This is a genomic window from Halosolutus sp. YCN4 (assembly GCF_059736495.1).
The window spans coordinates 181051-199625 of sequence record NZ_JCASSM010000001.1 but is presented as its reverse complement, the minus strand read 5'-3'; the positions used below and the strand labels follow the sequence as shown (position 1 = coordinate 199625).

20 protein-coding genes and 1 tRNA gene are annotated in these 18575 nt (G+C 67.0%); 14 read left to right on the top strand and 7 right to left on the bottom strand.

Features of this window, described 5'->3' with window-relative positions; all coding sequences use genetic code 11:
* Positions 1-18 precede the first annotated feature (18 nt).
* Entirely contained in the window at positions 19-282 is a 264-nt protein-coding gene (locus AC6I6X_RS01020; protein WP_497928659.1) for a hypothetical protein, read from the bottom strand.
* Between the two features lie 388 nt (positions 283-670).
* Between AC6I6X_RS01020 and AC6I6X_RS01015 the strand changes: the two genes are divergently transcribed.
* From AC6I6X_RS01015 to AC6I6X_RS00990, 6 genes are all read left to right on the top strand, one after another.
* Positions 671-1396 (top strand): metal-dependent hydrolase, encoded by a 726-nt coding sequence (locus AC6I6X_RS01015; protein WP_497928658.1) that lies wholly within the window; start codon positions 671-673, stop codon positions 1394-1396.
* Between the two features lie 178 nt (positions 1397-1574).
* Positions 1575-1970, top strand: coding sequence for an OsmC family protein (locus AC6I6X_RS01010; RefSeq protein ID WP_497928657.1), 396 nt, complete (start codon positions 1575-1577; stop codon positions 1968-1970).
* 129 nt (positions 1971-2099) lie between these two features.
* Positions 2100-3194 (top strand): ComEC/Rec2 family competence protein, encoded by a 1095-nt coding sequence (locus AC6I6X_RS01005; RefSeq protein ID WP_497928656.1) that lies wholly within the window; start codon positions 2100-2102, stop codon positions 3192-3194.
* Positions 3191-3469: a DUF3006 domain-containing protein gene (locus AC6I6X_RS01000; protein ID WP_497928655.1), complete on the top strand. Its 279-nt coding sequence runs from the start codon at positions 3191-3193 to the stop codon at positions 3467-3469. The genes AC6I6X_RS01005 and AC6I6X_RS01000 overlap by 4 nt, the downstream gene beginning before the upstream one ends.
* 367 nt (positions 3470-3836) lie before the next feature.
* Complete coding sequence (locus AC6I6X_RS00995; protein ID WP_497928654.1) at positions 3837-4337, top strand: gamma carbonic anhydrase family protein; 501 nt, start codon at positions 3837-3839, stop codon at positions 4335-4337.
* A gap of 79 nt (positions 4338-4416) precedes the next feature.
* Positions 4417-4884, top strand: a complete 468-nt coding sequence (locus tag AC6I6X_RS00990; RefSeq protein ID WP_497928652.1) for a DUF5799 family protein — start codon at positions 4417-4419, stop codon at positions 4882-4884.
* A 132-nt stretch (positions 4885-5016) separates the two neighbouring features.
* On the opposite strand, the gene AC6I6X_RS00985 is transcribed toward AC6I6X_RS00990, so the two are convergent.
* Complete coding sequence (locus AC6I6X_RS00985; RefSeq protein WP_497928651.1) at positions 5017-5160, bottom strand: DUF7557 family protein; 144 nt, start codon at positions 5158-5160, stop codon at positions 5017-5019.
* Positions 5161-5292: 132 nt separating this feature from the next.
* Here AC6I6X_RS00985 and AC6I6X_RS00980 point away from each other — a divergent pair, with 132 nt between their 5' ends.
* Positions 5293-5583 (top strand): DUF7545 family protein, encoded by a 291-nt coding sequence (locus AC6I6X_RS00980; protein ID WP_497928650.1) that lies wholly within the window; start codon positions 5293-5295, stop codon positions 5581-5583.
* Positions 5584-5664: 81 nt separating this feature from the next.
* Here the strand turns inward: AC6I6X_RS00980 and AC6I6X_RS00975 are convergent, their stop codons facing one another.
* Entirely contained in the window at positions 5665-9804 is a 4140-nt protein-coding gene (locus tag AC6I6X_RS00975) for a DUF7282 domain-containing protein (RefSeq protein WP_497928649.1), read from the bottom strand.
* A gap of 424 nt (positions 9805-10228) precedes the next feature.
* Here AC6I6X_RS00975 and AC6I6X_RS00970 point away from each other — a divergent pair, with 424 nt between their 5' ends.
* The 3 genes from AC6I6X_RS00970 to AC6I6X_RS00960 are packed head-to-tail and all read left to right on the top strand — an operon-like array spanning position 10229 to position 12262.
* Positions 10229-10813, top strand: a complete 585-nt coding sequence (locus tag AC6I6X_RS00970; RefSeq protein ID WP_497928648.1) for a biotin transporter BioY — start codon at positions 10229-10231, stop codon at positions 10811-10813.
* Positions 10814-10835: 22 nt separating this feature from the next.
* The gene (locus AC6I6X_RS00965) at positions 10836-11555 is read left to right on the top strand and encodes an energy-coupling factor ABC transporter ATP-binding protein (protein WP_497928647.1); all 720 of its coding nucleotides are present in this window, start codon (positions 10836-10838) and stop codon (positions 11553-11555) included.
* Positions 11556-11557: 2 nt separating this feature from the next.
* Positions 11558-12262, top strand: a complete 705-nt coding sequence (locus AC6I6X_RS00960; protein WP_497928646.1) for an energy-coupling factor transporter transmembrane component T family protein — start codon at positions 11558-11560, stop codon at positions 12260-12262.
* Between the two features lie 239 nt (positions 12263-12501).
* Here AC6I6X_RS00960 and AC6I6X_RS00955 read toward each other — a convergent pair.
* A tRNA-Thr gene (locus AC6I6X_RS00955) sits at positions 12502-12575 on the bottom strand.
* A 134-nt stretch (positions 12576-12709) separates the two neighbouring features.
* The gene (locus AC6I6X_RS00950; RefSeq protein ID WP_497928645.1) at positions 12710-13702 is read right to left on the bottom strand and encodes a class I SAM-dependent methyltransferase; all 993 of its coding nucleotides are present in this window, start codon (positions 13700-13702) and stop codon (positions 12710-12712) included.
* A gap of 156 nt (positions 13703-13858) precedes the next feature.
* Here AC6I6X_RS00950 and AC6I6X_RS00945 point away from each other — a divergent pair, with 156 nt between their 5' ends.
* The 3 genes from AC6I6X_RS00945 (at position 13859) to dph5 (ending at position 15687) form a co-directional block, all read left to right on the top strand.
* Complete coding sequence (locus AC6I6X_RS00945) at positions 13859-14374, top strand: Rieske (2Fe-2S) protein (RefSeq protein ID WP_497928644.1); 516 nt, start codon at positions 13859-13861, stop codon at positions 14372-14374.
* 63 nt (positions 14375-14437) lie between these two features.
* Positions 14438-14830, top strand: coding sequence for a RidA family protein (locus tag AC6I6X_RS00940; RefSeq protein ID WP_497928643.1), 393 nt, complete (start codon positions 14438-14440; stop codon positions 14828-14830).
* A gap of 74 nt (positions 14831-14904) precedes the next feature.
* Positions 14905-15687, top strand: coding sequence for a diphthine synthase (dph5, locus tag AC6I6X_RS00935; RefSeq protein ID WP_497928642.1), 783 nt, complete (start codon positions 14905-14907; stop codon positions 15685-15687).
* A 111-nt stretch (positions 15688-15798) separates the two neighbouring features.
* On the opposite strand, the gene AC6I6X_RS00930 is transcribed toward dph5, so the two are convergent.
* Positions 15799-16866: an alpha/beta fold hydrolase gene (locus AC6I6X_RS00930; RefSeq protein WP_497928641.1), complete on the bottom strand. Its 1068-nt coding sequence runs from the start codon at positions 16864-16866 to the stop codon at positions 15799-15801.
* Between the two features lie 108 nt (positions 16867-16974).
* Positions 16975-17955, bottom strand: coding sequence for an isocitrate/isopropylmalate dehydrogenase family protein (locus tag AC6I6X_RS00925; protein ID WP_497928640.1), 981 nt, complete (start codon positions 17953-17955; stop codon positions 16975-16977).
* A gap of 174 nt (positions 17956-18129) precedes the next feature.
* Between AC6I6X_RS00925 and AC6I6X_RS00920 the strand changes: the two genes are divergently transcribed.
* Positions 18130-18510 carry a CBS domain-containing protein gene (locus AC6I6X_RS00920; RefSeq protein ID WP_497928639.1) on the top strand — a complete coding sequence of 127 codons (381 nt, stop codon included), beginning with the start codon at positions 18130-18132 and terminating at the stop codon, positions 18508-18510.
* Positions 18511-18575: the final 65 nt, after the last annotated feature.

Sequence of the window (18575 nt, the reverse complement as noted above, 5' to 3'; positions counted from 1 at the left end):
ATCGTTCGTGTACGTTTCTCACTCGAATACCGGGGAGTCGTCCTCGAGCGCCTCGATGTCGTCGGCGATCTTGCGAACGTCGTCGGGAAACAGCGACACCTGGATCTCGTTGCCGTCGTCGTCCTCGAAGACGAGTTTGACGCGCTTGTCGCCGAACTCCCGTGCCTCGGCGGACTCGACGTCGAACAGTTTGACCGTCGCAGACTTGTTCTTCGGGCCGACGTTCTTGATCGATCCGTCGTTCAACTCCACCATGAACTCCTCGAGCGTCAGTGCGAGCATGGTCCCCGTAAGAACCCCGTACAAAAAACGGTACGGCATCGACGGCAGGAACCGATCGATCGCGGGATCGGCACCCGCAGTCGCCGTACTCGTCGAGCATCGCTGAGGATCCTCCCTCGTGAACTCGCCCGGCTCACTGTGCTCGACGCGTGTAGAGCGCGATCGCGGGGTGCGCGACCGGACCGCATGCGTGGTGTGTCAGTCCGCGTGCGGCATGCTATCGTAGCAAAGACTCCCGTATAAACATGGGTGATCGTACACGATCCATCCCGGGGACCGATTCCCGGTCGATCCCGCCCGCGTCGACGACGGACGGCGGGAGGGTAACCGGGTCCCGGTCCGGGGCCGCTCAATTTTAAGTTTACGTCGGACGAACCGATCGAATGCTATGCAAGTCACCTGGCATGGCCACTCGACGTGGCACGTCACCGTTGGCGACACCGAATTGCTGATCGATCCGTTCTTCGACAATCCGAAGACCGACCTGGATCCGTCGGACGTCGAGACGCCCGATTACGTGTTGCTGACCCACGGCCACGCCGACCACATCGCCCACGCCGAGGAGTTCGCCGAGGCGACGCTGGTGGCGACACCCGAACTCGTCTCCTACTGCGAGGCGGAGTTCGGCTTCGACGACGCGGTCGGTGGGATGGGGATGAACCTCGGCGGCACCGTCGAGTGTGGCGATGCCTTCGTGACCATGGTCCGTGCGGACCACACGAACGGGATCATGACCGAAAACGACGCGAGCGGCGGAATGCCCGCCGGGTTCGTCGTCTCCGATACGAAGCCCACGCAGGTAGCCGACGAGGACTCGACGACGTTCTACCACGCCGGCGACACGAGCCTCATGACCGAGATGCGCGAGGTCATCGGTCCGTACCTCGAACCCGACGCGGCGGCCGTCCCGATCGGCGACCACTTCACGATGGGGCCGTGGCAGGCCGCGGTCGCCGTCGACTGGCTCGACGTCGACTACGCCTTCCCGCAGCACTACGACACCTTCCCGCCGATCGAGCAGGACCCCGACGACTTCGCCCGCGAGGTCCGCGCGACCGGCAGCGGCACCGAGGTCGTCGCCCTCGAGGGCGACGAATCGTTCGACCTCGGGTGAGACGGTCCGCTGTACCTGTGTTCCGGAGCACCCGCAGGACTGCTCGCGGTCGCTCCGGCACTGACGTACGGCAGTCCGTATGAGCGGCTGCGATCGGACCGCTTCGCTGTCACCCGGGCGAACTGTCCCGCAATCGAGAACAACGTTTACACCGCCGGCTGTAGTCGTCTCGACTGCGATGGCGAAACAGGTAACCACTGTCTCCGAAGAGGGGTTCAGCGCGACGAACGAGATTCGTGACTTCGAGACGACGATCGACGCGACCGGCGAGGACGCGCCCGACACGCTCGAATCGCTGCTGGCCGCCTACGCGTCCTGTTACGTCCCCGCACTCCGGGTGGGCGGCGAGCAGCGCGGCGTCGACGACCTCGGCCGCGTGGCCATCGAGTCGACGGGCGAACTCAACGACGACGACAAACTCGAGTCGATCGCGTTCGACATCCAGGTCGAGGCCGAGGTCGACGACGAGACCGCCGAGAAGATCCTCGATCGGGCCAACGAACTCTGCAAGGTCCACGACGCGGTCAAGCCCGACCTGCACGCGGAGATGACGCTCGAAGGAGACGCGTTCTAGCGCCCTCGCGAGGCCGTCCCGCAGTCGCGACGGGGATGGTCCCCGCCCTCCAGTCGCGACGGACCGTCCTGATGTCAACCAGTGTGAACTAGTCACAAGCCACATATTTGTCCATGCCCACGTCGGGATATGCGCCGCGGACTGGTGGTAGTGGTGCTCGTCGCCGGACTGGTCGTCTCCGCCGGCTACGCCGTCGGATTTGGCGCAAATGACGAGTACGAAACCGAGGACGACGATATCGACGGCGAACTCGAGATACACCACATCGACGTCGGGCAGGGCGACGCGACGCTGATCGTCACCCCACACGGCGAGACGATCCTGATCGATTCGGGCGACTGGCGGGACGACGGGCGCGACGTCATCGACTATCTCGAGGGCCAGGGGATCGATCGGGTCGATCACCTGATCGCGACCCACGGCCACGCCGATCACATCGGCGGTCACGCAGCCGTCATCGAACACTTCGAGGAGCGCGGCGACGGCGTCGGCGCGGTCTACGACTCGGGGGTCGTCCACGCGAGCCAGACCTACGAGGAGTACCTCGACGCGGTCGAGACCTACGACGTGACCCTGTTCGAAGTCGGGGATGGCTACGACCTTTCCCTCGAGAACGACGCTGTCGAGGCGAGCCTGGTTCATCCGCCGGCGGACACTGTCGATAAGACGGACGACCTCGATTACAGCAGTCTCGTCCTCGCGATCGAGTTCGGCGAGTTCACCTACCTGACCACCGGTGACGCGAGCGGGGACGCGGAACGACGGCTCGTCGACCAGCGGAGCGACGAGATCGACGCCGACGCCTACCAGGTCGGCCACCACGGCTCCTCGAGTTCGTCGACGGAACCGTTCCTCGACGCCGTCGACCCCCAGATCGCGATCGTCTCGAGCGCCGCCGACTCCCAGTACGGCCACCCCCACGACGAGGTGCTCGAGTCGCTCGCCGATCGGAACGTCCGGACCTACTGGACCGGCGTCCACGGTGACGTCGTACTCGAGACCGACGGCCGGACCGTTTCGATGACGACCGAACGAGACGCGTCGACGGATCCGTTGGCTCTGACCGAGGCGAAACACGCGCCATCGGCCGACAACCAGGGGAACGACTCGACGACGAGCGAACACGAATCGAACGCCGTGCCGACGGCCGACCGGCCGTCGATCGATCGATCGACGACTGTACCGACCGATTCTCGACCCAGCACTGTACCGACAGCGCCATGACCGACCGCTACACTGCGACGCTCGACCGGATCGTCGACGAGACCACAGCCGTACTCCTGCTCGAGGAGGCGGGAACGGTGGTCGACGAACGCACCGTCGACGTGGAGCGACTCCCGCCGGACGGTCGCCACGACGGGGCCGTCTTCGACGTCGAACTCGCGGACGGATCGCTTCGGGAGGTGACGTACCGCCCCGACGCGGAACGGGACCGACGCGAGCGACTTCAGGATCGGTTCGATCGCCTCTCGGAACGCCCGCCGGACGACGATTCCTGACCGATTGCGGGACAGGTCTCGCTCGCGCCCAATCTACCGACTGGCGACGGGCGGTCGAGAGAAGACGGAATGGAAGGGAAGCCGAATCCCAGTCAGGAGGTCAGGTGCCTGCGATGACACAGCAACGGGGTCTCCTGGTCGCGGGTGGCACTGACCCCGTTGCACGTCGCCGGTTTCACGCTGCCGCCATTATCGATGGTGCCAACACACGTTGGGAGTCCTGACCGTCAGTGTCGGCGACCCGATCGAACTACGTCGGTTCCGATGACCTCGTGCGTGTCGACCCCAGTCGCCCGGAACGCAGCGCTCACGGTCCCGCGTCGGCGGAACCCCGGGGTTCAAGACGCTCCCCGAGACAGCACCACCCATGTTACGATCGTTCGACGGGATGGAACCGCGGGTCGCCGACTCCGCGTACGTCGACGAGGCCGCGGTCGTCATCGGCGACGTGGTGATCGAGGACGACGCCAGCGTCTGGCCGAACACCACGCTCCGGGGCGATCACGGGACGATCGTCGTCGGCGAGGGGGCCAACGTGCAGGACAACGCCGTCATGCACGAGGGGGCCGAACTGGCGCCGTACGCCACGGTCGGTCACAGCGCGATCGTCCACGACGCGACCGTCGCCGAACGGGCGCTGGTCGGGATGAACGCCGTCGTACTCGACGATTCCCACGTGGGCGAGGGCGCGGTCGTCGCCGCCGGAAGCGTCGTCACGGAGGGGACCGAGATTCCGCCGTCGACGCTCGTCGCCGGGACGCCGGCCGAACCGAAAGCGGCGGTCGACGACCCACACCTCGAGACGACGGCCGATCGGTACGTGGAACTGTCGACCCGGTACGAAGAGACCTCGGAGCGACTGGACTGACCGACGATCGGCCGGCCGCGGCCCGCCAGCCCCGCCGCCGAGGGAAACGCTGATACCGGCACCGACCCAATCGAGGGCCATGAGCGACACGAACTGGACCGACCGGATCGTCGGGGCACGGATGACCGTCGATCAGGAGTTCTCCTCGCGGATCCAGGGCTCGAAGTTCTCGAGCCAGCAGTGGAGCCTGATCATGACCGCGACCGAGTTCGAGATCGAACACCCGGACGATCCCGATCGGGCGCGGATCGTCGCCAACACGGAGAAGGTCGAGCAGGTCATCCCCGAACTCGACAACATCCAGACGGGGATGGGCGCGATGGGGGGCCAGGCCGGCGGCTCGAGTTCGCGATCGTCCGGCGGCGGAGTCCTCGACTCGATCAAAGGGGCGCTCGGACTCGACGGCGGAGACGACGGCGGGTCACACGAGGAGCAACGCCGGGCCGCCGAACAGCTCACCCAGGAGTACGCCGACGAACTGCAGTCACACCTCGAGACGAACGGGCGGTGGGAGTCGGTGCGGCGCACCGCAGCCGGGGAACGGTAATTTTCCGAACGACGCTCGCGCGTTACTCGCGCTCCCCTGCAGGCGCGAACCGGCTCGTACGGACTACTGGAAGTCGGTTCCGGCGCAACCGTCGATCGCGGTTGAATCGGACACTCGTTCCAGCAGACCGTATCAATCGCCGGCGTGGAACATCGTGTACTCGCTGGCCTCGTAGATGTTGATGAGTTCGGTCACCAGTTCGTCGTAGGACTCGTCCTCGACGCGCAGCGCGTCCAGCCGTTCGATCGTCTCCGCTTCGAGTTCGACGGTAGGCATACGTGATGCTTCGACTGCGACGCGCAAAAACACACCGGCGATCCCGGACGCCGCGAACCCACGACGGACCGGGTTCCGGCGACGTCGCCCCAAGCCACAGCACCTATAGGTGCGCTTCACGACCGTAGTGGTATGACGGACGAAGTAGACACGACGACGATCTCGATCAGCTCCGACGACGGCTCCAGCGACGACGTGACGATCCCGAGCGGACTCGTCGACCTCGTCGCGGAAGGCGACCAGAGCACCGCCGAGACGATCGGTGACGTGACGCTGCTGTCGTTCGCCAGCCGCGCTCACCACCTCGTCCACCACGGCGAGGAGACGGACCCGGAACTCGAGGCCCAGGAGGAGCGCGTGATGGACCTGTTCGAGGAACGGTTCGGCGTCACCTTCGGCGAAGCGACCGGCCACCAGCACTGAGCGGGCGAGACGAGAACGAACGACGATCGCGCGCCACACTCGTTTTCCAACGATCGACCACACGATATCCTGAACCGGTGGCTACGTCGCCCCGGCGCCGGAGACGCCGTCGAAGGTGTCGTCGAACGGATCGTCGCCCGGACTCTCACCAGTTGGCTCGTCGGACGGCCCCTCGTCCGGACTCTCAGCAGGTGGCTCCTCGTCCGGACTCTCAGCAGGTGACTCCTCGCCTGGACTCTCATCAGCATCCGAATCGTCGGAATCGGCTGGGGCGTCCCCGTCCGTCCCATCGGACTCGTCGCCAGGCTCGACTGGAGCGTCTTCCGCCGGCTCGTCGATCGGCTCCTCCGCCCCCGTCTCGGCGCTGGACGGATCGATCTCGCCGGCGGTTGCGGTCTCGGCCCTGAGCACACCCTCGTAATCGTAGCCGGTCATGTCGACCTCCCAGACCACCCGTTCGTCGTCGGACGCGGGCGTCCACTCGACGGTGAACGTGTTCTCGCCGGGCTGGAGTTCCTCGATCGGCTCCTGGACCGTCGTCCCCTCGACGAACTCGCTGTCGACGATCAGGGGCGCGTCGTTCGGGTTGTCGTAGCCGAAGGTCACGTCGATCCCGTCGTCGGTCGGCGTCGTCTCCACGACGGTGATCGCGGGCAGTTCCGGCCGGACCTCGAGGATGCACTGCTCGGCGTCCGGGTTCGGATTATCGATCTCTCCGGGGGTCGCGTCGGGCGAGGCGAAGCCGGTGATCGCAGCACCGAAGTCACCCGACGGCACCTCGACGGTCGCACCCGCGTCCGTCTCGGTGGCGGTAAACTCCTGGCCAGTCTCGTAGGTGAGCGTCCCGTCGAACGGGGCCGGCACGTCCTCGCCGACGGTGATCGCGTACTCGCCGACCGAATTGCCGTCCGCGCCCGACTCGTAGAAGCCAGTTGTGACGATAATCTCGTCGCCCTCCTCGAACGTCCCGGTCACCTCGGCGTTCGAACAGTCGAGGTACTCGACGGCAAACGCCTCGACGAGAGTATACTCGATCGTCTCGGTCGCGAGGGGGTCCGCCTCGGGATCGGCGGCGGAAACGACAGCGACCTCGAGCGTCGCATCGTCTTCGAGCGACGGGTCGAGATCGATCGTCTCGTTCTCGATCGTTTCGTCCGGATCGAACGGACCTGCTTCGCCGATCTGCTGGCCGTCCTCGTCGACGACGGTGAGCGCGTACTCGACCGAGGCGTTGGTCTCTTCGACTGTTAGCGTCTCCCCGTCGCCCTCCTGATCGGCGACCGACAGCGTCGCCACGGGTTCGTCTTCCTCGATCGTGTACTCGATCGTCTCGTTTGCCAGTTCCTCGTCGGCTTCGTCGACGACTGCGACGTCGAGCGTCGCGTCGTCTTCGAGCGGTGTATCGAGATCGATCGTCTCGTTCTCGATCGACTCCCCGGGAGCGAACGGGCCCGTTTCGCCGATCCGCTGGTCGTCTTCGTCGGTCACCGTGAGCGAGTACTCGACCGAGGCGTTCGCCTCTTCGACCGTCAGGTTCGTGCCATCACCCGTCTGATTCTCGACCGACAGCGACGCCTCCGGCGCTTCGTCCGCGATCGTATACTCGATCGTCTCGTTCGCGAGCGTCGCGTCGTCACCGTCCTCGCCGGCCGTGACGACGGCGACCGCGAGCGCCGCGTCGTCCTCCAGCGGAGGTTCCAGATCGAGGGATTCGTTTTCGATCGTCTCATCCGGGGCGAACGTGTCGCTCTCGCCCAGTTGCTCACCGTCCTCGTCGGTCACAGTGAGAACGTACTCGACCGAGGCGGTCGCCTCGTCCACGACGAGACTCTCACCGTCGCCGTCCTGATCCTCGACGGTCAGCGACGCCTCCGGCGCTTCGTCGTCGCCGTCGGCCTCGTCCGCGATCGCGTACTCGATCGTCTCGTTTGCCAGTTCCTCGCCGTCCGGGCCGACGAGCGCGACGTCGACGGTCGCGTTCTCCTCGATCGGCGGATCGAGGTCGAGGGACTCGTTCTCGATCGTCTCGTTCGCGTCGAACGTGTCGCTCTCGACGGACGCATCGTCGTACTCGGCCGTGATCGCGTACTCGACCGAGGCGGTCGCTTCCTCGATCGTCAGCGTCTCGCCGTCGCCCGTCTGGTCGACGACCGAGAGCGATGCCTCGGGTTCGGCCTCTGCATCTTCGTCCTCGTCGGCCACGTCTTCCTCGTCCGCGTCGTCTTCGGCCTCGACGACCGCCGTGTCGAAGACCGGCGACCCATCAGGCGTGACGTACGGCTGATCGTCCTCGCCACCGGTGTCGGCGTAGTCGAACGACCCATCGTCGTCCGTGTCGAGGTGGACGGCGGCGATCAGCGACTGCTCCTCGGCGATCGGGTCGTCGAGTTGGATCTCGACGTCCTCGTGCGTGCCGGCCTCGAGGAACTCCGAGACCCCGAGGACGGCGTCGGGTTCGAGACCCACGTCGTCTCCCGCGTAGAGGGCCACGAAGCCGCCCTCCGAGAGGTCGACCTCGTCGATCACGACGCGATCGCCGTCGCTTTCCTGGGCCTCGAACGCGATCGACGCCTCGCCCTCGAGTTCGTCGACCTCCTCGATTCGTTGTTCGGAGTCGGTCCTCGCGAACTGCCGGAGTTCGGTTTCGTCGTCGACCCCCTCGTCGACGGCGAAGGCGGCCGTGTCGGACGCCGTCTCCTGGCTCAGGATCTGTAGCTGTGTGATGCTGATCCGCTGGTACTGGACCACGCGGGCCGTCTCCTGGCAGGCGCTGCGGGCCGCGATCTGTATCTGCTCGATCGTCGCCTCCTGGTACTGGACGAGCACGCCGCCGGCGGTCCCCTCGGCGAGTTTCTGGACCTGGACCACGTCGACGATCTGTTTCTGGATCACCGCCCCTTCCCCGGCGCCGCGTGCTGCGGCCTGGATCTGCTCGACCTCGACGATCTGACGCTGGACCGCCGACTCGATCGACCCCTTCGCGGCCCCGAGCGCGGCGTACTGGATCTGCGTGATCGAAACCTCCTGTTGCTGGACGAGGACACCCTGAGAGGCCCCGTCGGCTGCCGCCTGGATCTGCTCGACCGTCGCCTCCTGGCTCTGGGTTATCGATCCCTTCGCCGCGCCGAAGGACGCCTCCTGGATCTGCGTGATGGAGATCCGCTGGACCTGCCGGACGGTGACCCGCTGGACCTGTTTTAGCGGCCCGCTCCCGGCGCCGCGCGCCGCCGCCTGGGTCTGCTCGACCGAGACCGACTGCTTCTGGACGATCGCGCCGGCCGCCGCGCCCGCGGCCGCCTTCTGGACCTGTTTGATCGTCACCCGCTGGCGCTGCTCGACGTCGACGTCTTGTTCCCCTTCGAGCGCCGCCCTCGTACTCCCGTCGAGCGCACCCGCGGACGCGCCGGCAGCAGCGTTCTGGACGTGCTCTAGAGAGACCCGCTGCCGTTGCTCGGCCGTAATCTTCTGGTACTGCTCGAGCACGCCGTAGGCCGCCCCCTGGGCCGCCTCCTGAATCTTCGGCTGTTCCCGGACGTCTTTGTCGCCGGCCTCGCTCGCGGCCCCGGCGGCGGCACCGCGGGTCGCCACCTGGATCTGCTCGACGGTCACGCGTTGTTTCTGGGCGATCGCACCGTGTGTCGCCCCCCACGTCGCGCTCTGCATCTGGCTCGCTTCGACCGTCTGGTACTGGGCCAGCGCGCCGTCGGTGGCCCCGCCGACCGCCGACTGGACCTGCTCGACCTCGACGCGCTGTTGCTGGATCAGCGTGCCGTGGACTGCCCCTTTCGTCGCCTCCTGGACCTGCTCGACGGAGGCCTCCTGGTGCTGGGCGACCGACTCGCGCGCCCCCTCGATTGCGGCGGCCTCCTGCTCCTGGGTCACCTCGACCCCCTGGGACTGGACGAGGTCGATCCCCTCCTGGACGCCGGCCTCGACGGCGTCTTCCTGTGCTTGTGAGAGCGACGCGGTCGCACCCCCGCCGTCGCTCGTCGACGCCGTCGTCGGTTCCATCGAGACCAGTCGCGGGTTCGTCGTCCCGGTCGCCGCCTCGCGATCGAACTGCGTCTCGCCGTCAGCGGCCGAAACGACCCCGTCCGTGTCGGCCCCCGCGTCACCGACGTTCCCGGTCCCACCACCGAGGAGCGGCAGGGCGACCACGCTCGTCGCCATTCCGACGGCGACGAGGACCACCACTGCCGCCGTCGCGGACGATCGTGTCATAGACCCTTCCTCCGCGTCGAACCCGTCCATTCGCCCCGGGCCGCAGTCCCGGTCCGCGATCGAAACGTCGATCCTGTCCACCGAACTCCCCCACGCCGTACTGCCGTGCTACTCGAACCCATAGCTCCCTCACGAGGGATCGAACGAGCGCATAAGGACGCCGTTCGTTTCGGTTGCATCGCGGACACAATCGGACGTTACTGGGCGAAACGAATTCTTCCAACCGAGAAAGTCCCGTCCGAGGACGGGGAAGCCACGTTACGCGACGCGACCGGACAGTCGCCTGAACCGACAGGTAGCCCGCTGTTTCGAGCCGATCGCGCGACGCGTACGAACCAGTGCGAACGCGTGAGAGCGATGGTTGTGACCGAGACCGGTGTCGTAAACCGAAGTATTGATCCGAGTATACGAACGATCCGGCTGTATGGAAACGGAACAGTCAGACGTCGAACTCGTTGGAGGCGAAACCGTCAGAGCCGTCGCTCGAGCCGCGTTACTGGCGGCGTTGATGGGTGCGGCCGCTATCGTCACGATCCCGTACCCGCTGTCGCCGGCACCGGTCACGCTCCAGGTACTCGTGGTCTTTCTCGCCGGCCTCTACCTCGGCCCGCTCTGGGGAACGTTCTCGATCGGCCTCTACCTCGCCGCCGGCGCGATGGGCGCGCCGGTGTTCTCCGGCGCAACCGGCGGCCCCGGCGTGCTCCTGTCCGAACCGACAGCCGGGTTCCTCTGGGCGTTCCCGATCGGCGCCCTGGTGATCGGCCTTCTCGTCCACTGGGACGTCTCGCCGCGAGACCCCGCCGACGTCCCCGTCCCGCTCGTGGTCGGGAGCCTGCTCGCCGGACTCGCTATCGTCTACGCGGGCGGCATCGCCTGGTTCGCCTGGATCGCCTCGACGAGTCTCCCGGAGGCCGCCGTCGCGGTCGCGGTGCCGTTCGTGCCGGCCGACCTCATCAAACTCGCCGCCGCACTCGCGGTCGTTCGAAGCGGTCGACTCGATCCGGTATGAGCAGTCGACGGGGGATCGCTGGATGATCGAGTTCGACGCCGTCTCGTTCGGGTTCGAGGACGTCCCGGTCCTCGAGGACGTCTCCCTGACGATCGACGACGGCGAGTTCGTCGTGCTCGCGGGCGCGAACGGGAGCGGGAAGACCACCCTATGTCGTCACTGTAACGGCCTTCTCGAACCTGATTCGGGAACGGTCCGCGTCGACGGCACGCCCGTCCGGGACGACCTGGTGGGCGCTCGCTCGACCGTCGGGATGGTCTTCCAGCACCCGCGGGACCAGTTCGTGGCGGCGACCGTCGGCTCCGACGTCGCCTTCGGCCCCGAGAACCTCGGCCTCCCGCGCGCGGAGATCGATCGCCGCGTCGAGTCGGCGCTCGCCGCCGTCAACATGACCGGTCGCGAGACCGATCGGATCGACGCCCTCTCGGGCGGCGAGCAGTCCCGCGTGGCCATCGCGGGCGCGCTCGCGATGGACCCGTCCCACCTCGTCCTCGACGAACCGTTCACCGGACTCGACGACCCCGCACGCCGGTCCGTCCTCGATCGGCTCGCGTCGCTCTCGAACGACGGGACGGGCGTCGTCCTCGCAACCCACGACCTCCGCGACGTGGTCTCGCTGGCCGATCGCGTGATCGCCATGCGGGACGGCCGCGTCGTCGTCGACGGGACGCTCCCCGGCGCGCTCGACAAACTCGCCGACCTCCCGGTACGGGTGCCACGCTCCCGGCGACACCGCGAGTAGCGATGCTCACCTACGACCCCGACGAGACGATCGCGCACCGGCTCGACCCCCGCTCCAAGCTCGCGGTGCAGATGGGCTTCGCCGCGACGGCGTTGGCCCACACGAGTCCGCGCGCCCTCCTCGCGCTCTCGGTCGTGGCCGCGCTCCTCCTCGCGGCCGCGCGGGTCCCGCTGTGGCGGACCCTGGTCGCCTACCGCTTCGCGCTGGTGATTCTCGCGCTCGCGCCCATCGTCGCGGCGGCGTCCCTCGGCGCGCCCTGGATCGACGTCGGCGACGGCCTCGCGTCCGCTCGCGCGAGCTATCGCGTCCTACTCGTCCTGCTCGTCAGCGCCGCCTACGTCCGATCGACGCCGGTTCGCCACTCTCGCGCCGCGATCCAGCGGACGATCCCCGGCAAACCGGGCCAGCTACTCGGGATCGGGGTCGCGCTCGTCTTCCGGTTCCTCCCGGTGCTCCGGGCAGACCTCCGGACGATCCAGGACGCCATGGCCGCCCGCCTCGGCACCGAACGGCGCGCCGTCGAGCGCGCCAGCACGATCGGCGTCCTCGGCCTCGAACGCGCGTTCGACCGCGCCGATCGACTCTCCCTCGCACTCCAGGCACGCTGTTTCGCGTGGAATCCCACACTCCCGGCGCTGTCGTTCGGCCGCCTCGACTACCCTGCGATCGCGATCGCCGTCGTCCTCGGGCTCTCGGCACTGGTGTAGTCGATCGTCCGTGGTCATCAGGTCCGAACGCGATCCGTGCTGTCCGACGCCGATCGGCCGCGACGCTCGCGATTCGACTTCGATCGCCCACACCCCTCCAGAACGTCGCACCGGCTTGCGGGACAGTTCGGCGAAAAAGAAGCCGGTGGAGGGGATTGTGAACCACGGTCGGAGCGAAGCTCCACCCTGATTCAAATCCCTCCCTGCGGCTTTTCAGTCTCACTTCGTTCGGCAGAAAGAGCCGGTGGAGGGATTTGAACCCTCGACCTAATCCTTACGAAGGATTCGCTCTGCCAGTCTGAGCTACACCGGCACACTCACTGCGTTCGTGTCCCGAGCCTTGCCTCGCTCCTCTCGGCAAGACACCGGCACGCCCACGTCGTCGCGCACTTCAACGTAAGATCGATACCAGCCATAAGGGTTGCGAATCGGACCGGTCGTGCGACGCTATTGCGTGGCCGATCGCTCCAGACGGACGTCCAGACAGACGTTCTCCTCGTGGGGTGCGTACGAGCGGACGACGCGGCGGTTCTCGACGGTAATCTCGTACTCGGGTCGTGCGGCCGCGCGGATCGCGCGTTCGCCCGGCCCGAACGGATCGTCCTCGTGCTGGATGTCGTAGTAGTGGAGCACGCACTCGTCGCTCGCGAGTTCGACGGCGGTGTCCAGGAACTCGTCGGCGCTGTGGGGCAGGTTCATCACGAGTCGCGTCGCCCAGTCCGCGTACTCGCCGGCGACCTCGCGGACGTCGCCGTGGATGGCCGTGACGCGGTCTTCGACCCCGTTCCGGCGCGCGTTCTCCCGCAGGTACTCGATCGCGTCCTCGTTGATGTCCACGCCGACGCACTCCGCGCCGCGTTTCGCGAACGGGACGACGAACGGACCGACGCCGGCGAACATGTCGACCGCCCGATCGTCGGCCGAGACCTGCTCGGCGACGCGGTGGCGCTCGGTGGCCAGCCGCGGCGAGAAGTACACCGCGTCGAGGTCCAGCGCGAACTCGCAGCCGTACTCCCGGTGGACCGTCTCGGTCCCCTCGCCCGCGAGGACCTCCCAGTCGCGGACCCGCGTCTCGCCTTTCACCTTCGATCGCTTGTTGAGGACCGTCTCGACCGGCAGGTCCGAGTCGACGATCGCCTGGACGATCTCGAGGGCGCGTTCCCGGCTGTCCTCGTCGAGCAGGACCACGTCGCCGAGGCGTTCGTAGGACGGTTCGAACCCCAGCAGATCGGCGGGCATCGTCTGGGACCGGCGTTCCGGGACCGCCCGCGAGACGACCGTAAACTCCGCCGGAACCGCGTCGGGATCGGACACCGGGATGTAGAGTTCCCCATCCGCGACGTCGATCTCGTAATCGTCGTCGATCAGGTCCGCGTCGGCGAGTCGCGATCGCGTCGCTTCGCCCTCCTCGCGCGCGACGCGGACGCACGGCACCTCCATACCCGGAGTCGGAGACGGGTCGCCGTAATGGTGACGCTTCGAGACGCGAGGCCGATCGAACCGTCGGTCGCTCGACGACGTGTCGTGGTCGGCGACGCCGATCGGGCCGTCGATCGTGAAGGATTTTCAAGGGGCCCTTCGTACATGGATCGTAGCATGGCCGATCGGACGGAGCTGACGACCGTCGAGACGGTCCACGAGGAGGGATCGTGGCTGTTCACGATCTGGGATCGGTACGGAAACCAGGACGAGGTCATTCTCGTTCCGTGCGAGGACGGCATCGAGCAGAACTCGACAGGCAGTCGGCCTGCGGCCGACGACAGCGTGGAACACGGTTCCACGAGCAGTCGGTCTGTGACCGACGACGGCGTCGAGGCGTGGATCAACCGCTGTACGCACGAGGCCCAGCGGTTCGATACCGGCCGCGGCGTCGCGATGCGCGACGGCCGGATTATCTGTCCGAAACACGGCTCGATGTTCGACGCGTGTACGGGCTACTGCGACAACGGCGAGGCCGCCGACACGACCCTCCCGTCGATCGACATCGCGATCGAGGACGGCACGGTCTACCTCACCGACGACGAAGTGTCGTTCGCCCACGCGGGCGGAATCGGTGCGCACGATGACGATGACGACGACGGGCCCGCCTCGACGTCACACCTTTCGTTCTAACCCGCGATCGAATCGGCACCGGGGGGAGTCGGAACTATATCCGTCCCGTCCGTCGTCCGATCTATGGATCGCCAGCGCGTCTCTAGCGGCACCGAGTGGGAATCGATTGTCGGCTACTCACGGGCGATCCGTACCGGGTCCGAGATCCGCGTTTCGGGCACGACGGCGACCGACGGGAACGGTGACGTCGTGGGTGTCGGCGATCCGTACGCACAGACCGTCCGGGCGCTCGAGATCATCGAAGACTCGCTCGCGGAAGCCGGCGCGTCGATCGAGGACGTCGTCCGAACCCGCATCTACGTCACCGACATCGACGACTGGGAGGTGATCGGAACGGCCCACGGCGAGTTCTTCGGCGACGTTCGGCCGGCGACGAGTATGGTCGAGGTACAGCGGCTGATCGATCCCGATCACCTGGTCGAAATCGAGGCGGTCGCGATCGTCGACACCGACTGAGAACGGCGATCGGTACTCACGCGGCCGCGAGCCGTCTCGAAAGGGTATTCCCGCCGCTCGCAGTACGTGCCCCCATGCTCACCTTCATCGGCCTCGGACTCTACGACGAGCGATCGATCACCGTCGAGGGCCAGGAGGCGCTCCGGGGCGCCGATCGCGCCTACGCGGAGTTCTACACCAGCAGGCTGATCGGAACGTCGATCGACGACCTCGAAGCGTACCACGACGTGTCGATCGAGGTCCGGGACCGCGCCGGCGTCGAACAACACCCCGAGGACATCCTCACGGCGGCCGAGCGCGAGGACGTGGCCTTCCTGACGGCCGGCGATACGATGATCTCGACGACCCACGTCGACCTCCGACTCCGGGCGCACGAGCGGGGGATCGAGACGCGCGTGATCCACGGCGTGACGGTCCAGACGGCGACCAGCGCGCTGACCGGCCTCCAGAACTACCGCTTCGGTAAGGCGACGACGCTTCCGTTCCCGTACGCTCACGGGGCCGACGGCCTCCCGGCGAGCGTGACGAACACGATCGACGACAATCGCGCCGACGGGCTCCACACGGTCGTCTATCTGGATATTAAAGCCGATCGGGAGGATCGCGAGGAGTACATGACTGCCGACGTCGGCGCCGACCTGCTCGCCGACGAGTACCCCGACCTCGTCGGCGTCGTCGTCGCCCGCGCGGGCAGTCCCGACCCGCTGGTCGAGGCCGGGACGATGACCGACCTCGCCGATCGGGACTTCGGCGACCCGCTCCACCTGCTCGTGATCCCCGGCGACTGTCACCTCCTGGAGGCCGACGCGCTTGTCGAACTCGCCGGGGCCGACAGGGAGACGCTCGACGTGGTTTGATACGGATTCCTGGACCGATGTACCGGCGCTACCGCGGCCCGTCTGCGGTTGCGCCGGAACTGCGTACGGCAGTCCGTATGAACCGTCCGCGGATCGTCCAGTCGAGGACAGTTACTCGAGAACTCCCGCGAGCTGGTCCATGAAATCCCCGGGAACTTCGACGTGTGGCGTGTGGCCGGTGTTGCCGAAGACGACCTCCTCGTACTCGCCGCCGCGATCGGCGTAGTCGTCGAAGACGGCCCGGGTCTGATCGACCATCGGCTGGGGCGGGAAGACGTCCTCGCCGGGCCAGCCGGGAACCTGGCCCAGCCGACCGAGCGTTCCCAGATCGAACATCGACTCGTTGGAGACGATCTGGTCGGAGTCGCCCCGGATCCACAGTATCGTCGGCTTCTCGTCGGGATCGATCGCCGTTATCTCGTCGAGCGAACAGTACTTCGGCGAAATCGCGTTGTTCACTCCCGCCTCTCCGGGTGCGATGCCGGGCCAGTTCTCGCTCTCGATCGCCGACCCCGGATAGTTCTCGTCGCCGGTGGCAGTGTCGAGCATTCCGATCAGGTACGACTCCTCCCGATCCTCGTCGAAGTCGTGGGTCGGATCGACGTAGAACGTTCGCAGGATCTTCCGCGGCGAGGCCTCGCCGGTCGGATCGCGATCGCGAGCCGCGAGTGCCGCCACGAACTCCTCGTTCCCGGTGCCGCCGCCCGATCCGGCGTAGTCGTCGAAACACGGCGTCCCCTCGACGTCTTTCGTCCCGCCGAACCCGTACGGCGAGACCGGGTTGACGAGCACGAGCGCGTCGATCGCGTCGGGGTGGTCGATCGCGTACCGCATCGCGACGCCGCCGCCGATCGACCAGCCGACGAGGGCCACTGGCCCCTCGGTCTCGAGGGCAGTGAGAAAAGCACGCAGGTCGCTCGCAAAGTCGCCGAGACCGTTCGTCGCGTCGACCGGCTTCGTCTCCGAATCGCCGTATCCTCGCATGTCGGGCGCGATCCCGTGATACGTCGCTGGCAGGTCGACCAGCGTGTCCTCGAAGAATCGCGACGAGGAGACGTTCCCGTGCAGGAAGACGACCGGCGACCCGTCCGAATCGCCCGCCTCGAGGAAGTGCGTCTCGAGCCGATCGGTCTCGACGACGCGGGAGTCGACGCCGGCGCGGGTGTCGTCTCGGGTCATGACCGGCGCTACCACGTTCCCCGTGTTAAGCCTCCGGCCGGAACGATCGGTGACGAACGGCAGTGGTGCGGCCGGTACCCGCTTGCGGGTGCGGGAACGACGGCGATCCTAAAGCCGATCGATGATCGCGTTCGTCACGTCGCTGGTCGAGGCGTCGCCGCCGAGGTCGGGCGTCCACGGTCCCTCCGCGAGTGTGGTCTCGACGGCCGTCTGGACGGCCTCGCTCTCCGCCTCGTGGCCGAGGTAGTCGAGCATCATCGCGGCGGAGATGATCTTCGCGGCCGGGTTCGCGACTTCGTCGCCGGCGATGTCCGGAGCGGTGCCGTGGACGGGTTCGAACAGGGCCCGATCGGGGCCGACGTTGGCGCTGGGCAACAGGCCGAGTCCGCCGACGAGGCCCGCGGCGAGGTCCGAGAGCACGTCGCCCGCGAGGTTCGGACAGACGACGACGTCGAACTGCGCTGGGTCGAGACAAACGTGCGTCGCGAAGGCGTCCATCAGTACCTCGTCGGTTTCGACGCCGCGCTCCGCGGCCACTTCGGCGACGGTGTCGCGGAAGAGGCCGTCCGTCTCGCGCATCACGTTCGCCTTGTGGGCGATCGTGAACCCGTCGTGCTCGCTGTCCTCGACGTAGTCGCAGGCGAACTCGGCGAGGCGCCGGGACGCGGACTGCGTCGTGACCCGCGTCAGCGTCGCGACGTCCTCGGTGAGTCGATCCTCGATCCCCGCGTAGACGCCCTCGGTGTTCTCCCGGAGGAAGACCAGGTCCGTTTCGGGGCGGACGGCGTCGATGCCCGGATACGCCTTCGCCGGCCGGACGTTGACGAACGAGTCGACCGCCTCGCGGAGCGGGAGGATCACGTCCGCGGCCGTCTCGCCGGCCGCGCCGAACAGCGTCGCGTCGGCCGACGCCGCGAGGTCGTAGGTCTCTCGAGGCAGCGCCTCGCCCGTCTCGGCTTTCACCGCGTCGCCGGCCTCGGCCTCGACGAACTCGAAGTCGATGTCGAGCGACTCGAGTACCTCGACTGCGGCGGGTGTCACTTCCTGTCCGATCCCATCGCCCGGGATGACGGCGATTTCGTGAGTCATACCCTACCTCGATGCGGCGCTGCAAAGAGCGTATCGATACCGTCATCGATCGCGCTACGGGATCGCGATCGGCGCGCTGTCGATCCCCCGATCCGGGTTTCCGGTCGTCGATCGTGAATATCAGCGTACCGGGCATTCCATACCTCAAAATAGCCGACCTCCGTAGGACGACCTATGAGTTCGAACGATCGAACCCGCGTCGACGAGGTAATGTCCGCGCCGCTCGAGACGATATCGAAGGACGCGACGGTTCAGGACGCCGCGAGACGGATGCGCGACGAGGAAATCAGCGCGCTGGTCGTGACGACCCACCCGCCGTCGATCGTCACCAGCACGGACGTAGTTTCGGTCGCCGCCGACGGTCGCGACCCCGGCGAGGTGCCCGTGACCGACGTGATGACGGAGTCAGTCGAGACCGTTCCCCGGGACATCTACCTCGAGGAGATCGCCGCGATGATGACCACCTTCGGGATCAAGCACCTCCCGGTCGTCGACGAGGACGACGAGTACGTCGGGATGGTCTCCTCGACGGACGTCACCGCACAGCTCTCCTGATACGGGCTCCTGGGAGCCAGTTCCAGTGAATCGCAGGCCGATCGCGATTACACCTGAACGCGGGA

Bases quoted from the DNA above. Each gene is read 5' to 3' on its own strand.
- AC6I6X_RS01020 (WP_497928659.1), bottom strand. From the start codon at position 282: ATGCTCGCACTGACGCTCGAGGAGTTCATGGTGGAGTTGAACGACGGA.
- AC6I6X_RS00930 (WP_497928641.1), bottom strand. From the start codon at position 16,866: ATGACCCGAGACGACACCCGCGCCGGCGTCGACTCCCGCGTCGTCGAG.
- AC6I6X_RS00980 (WP_497928650.1), top strand. From the start codon at position 5,293: ATGACGGACGAAGTAGACACGACGACGATCTCGATCAGCTCCGACGAC.
- AC6I6X_RS01000 (WP_497928655.1), top strand. From the start codon at position 3,191: ATGACCGACCGCTACACTGCGACGCTCGACCGGATCGTCGACGAGACC.
- dph5 (WP_497928642.1), top strand. From the start codon at position 14,905: ATGCTCACCTTCATCGGCCTCGGACTCTACGACGAGCGATCGATCACC.
- AC6I6X_RS00945 (WP_497928644.1), top strand. From the start codon at position 13,859: ATGGCCGATCGGACGGAGCTGACGACCGTCGAGACGGTCCACGAGGAG.
- AC6I6X_RS01005 (WP_497928656.1), top strand. From the start codon at position 2,100: ATGCGCCGCGGACTGGTGGTAGTGGTGCTCGTCGCCGGACTGGTCGTC.
- AC6I6X_RS00940 (WP_497928643.1), top strand. From the start codon at position 14,438: ATGGATCGCCAGCGCGTCTCTAGCGGCACCGAGTGGGAATCGATTGTC.
- AC6I6X_RS01015 (WP_497928658.1), top strand. From the start codon at position 671: ATGCAAGTCACCTGGCATGGCCACTCGACGTGGCACGTCACCGTTGGC.
- AC6I6X_RS00925 (WP_497928640.1), bottom strand. From the start codon at position 17,955: ATGACTCACGAAATCGCCGTCATCCCGGGCGATGGGATCGGACAGGAA.
- AC6I6X_RS00985 (WP_497928651.1), bottom strand. From the start codon at position 5,160: ATGCCTACCGTCGAACTCGAAGCGGAGACGATCGAACGGCTGGACGCG.
- AC6I6X_RS00965 (WP_497928647.1), top strand. From the start codon at position 10,836: ATGATCGAGTTCGACGCCGTCTCGTTCGGGTTCGAGGACGTCCCGGTC.
- AC6I6X_RS00995 (WP_497928654.1), top strand. From the start codon at position 3,837: ATGTTACGATCGTTCGACGGGATGGAACCGCGGGTCGCCGACTCCGCG.
- AC6I6X_RS01010 (WP_497928657.1), top strand. From the start codon at position 1,575: ATGGCGAAACAGGTAACCACTGTCTCCGAAGAGGGGTTCAGCGCGACG.
- AC6I6X_RS00970 (WP_497928648.1), top strand. From the start codon at position 10,229: ATGGAAACGGAACAGTCAGACGTCGAACTCGTTGGAGGCGAAACCGTC.
- AC6I6X_RS00960 (WP_497928646.1), top strand. From the start codon at position 11,558: ATGCTCACCTACGACCCCGACGAGACGATCGCGCACCGGCTCGACCCC.
- AC6I6X_RS00950 (WP_497928645.1), bottom strand. From the start codon at position 13,702: ATGGAGGTGCCGTGCGTCCGCGTCGCGCGCGAGGAGGGCGAAGCGACG.
- AC6I6X_RS00975 (WP_497928649.1), bottom strand. From the start codon at position 9,804: ATGACACGATCGTCCGCGACGGCGGCAGTGGTGGTCCTCGTCGCCGTC.
- AC6I6X_RS00920 (WP_497928639.1), top strand. From the start codon at position 18,130: ATGAGTTCGAACGATCGAACCCGCGTCGACGAGGTAATGTCCGCGCCG.
- AC6I6X_RS00990 (WP_497928652.1), top strand. From the start codon at position 4,417: ATGAGCGACACGAACTGGACCGACCGGATCGTCGGGGCACGGATGACC.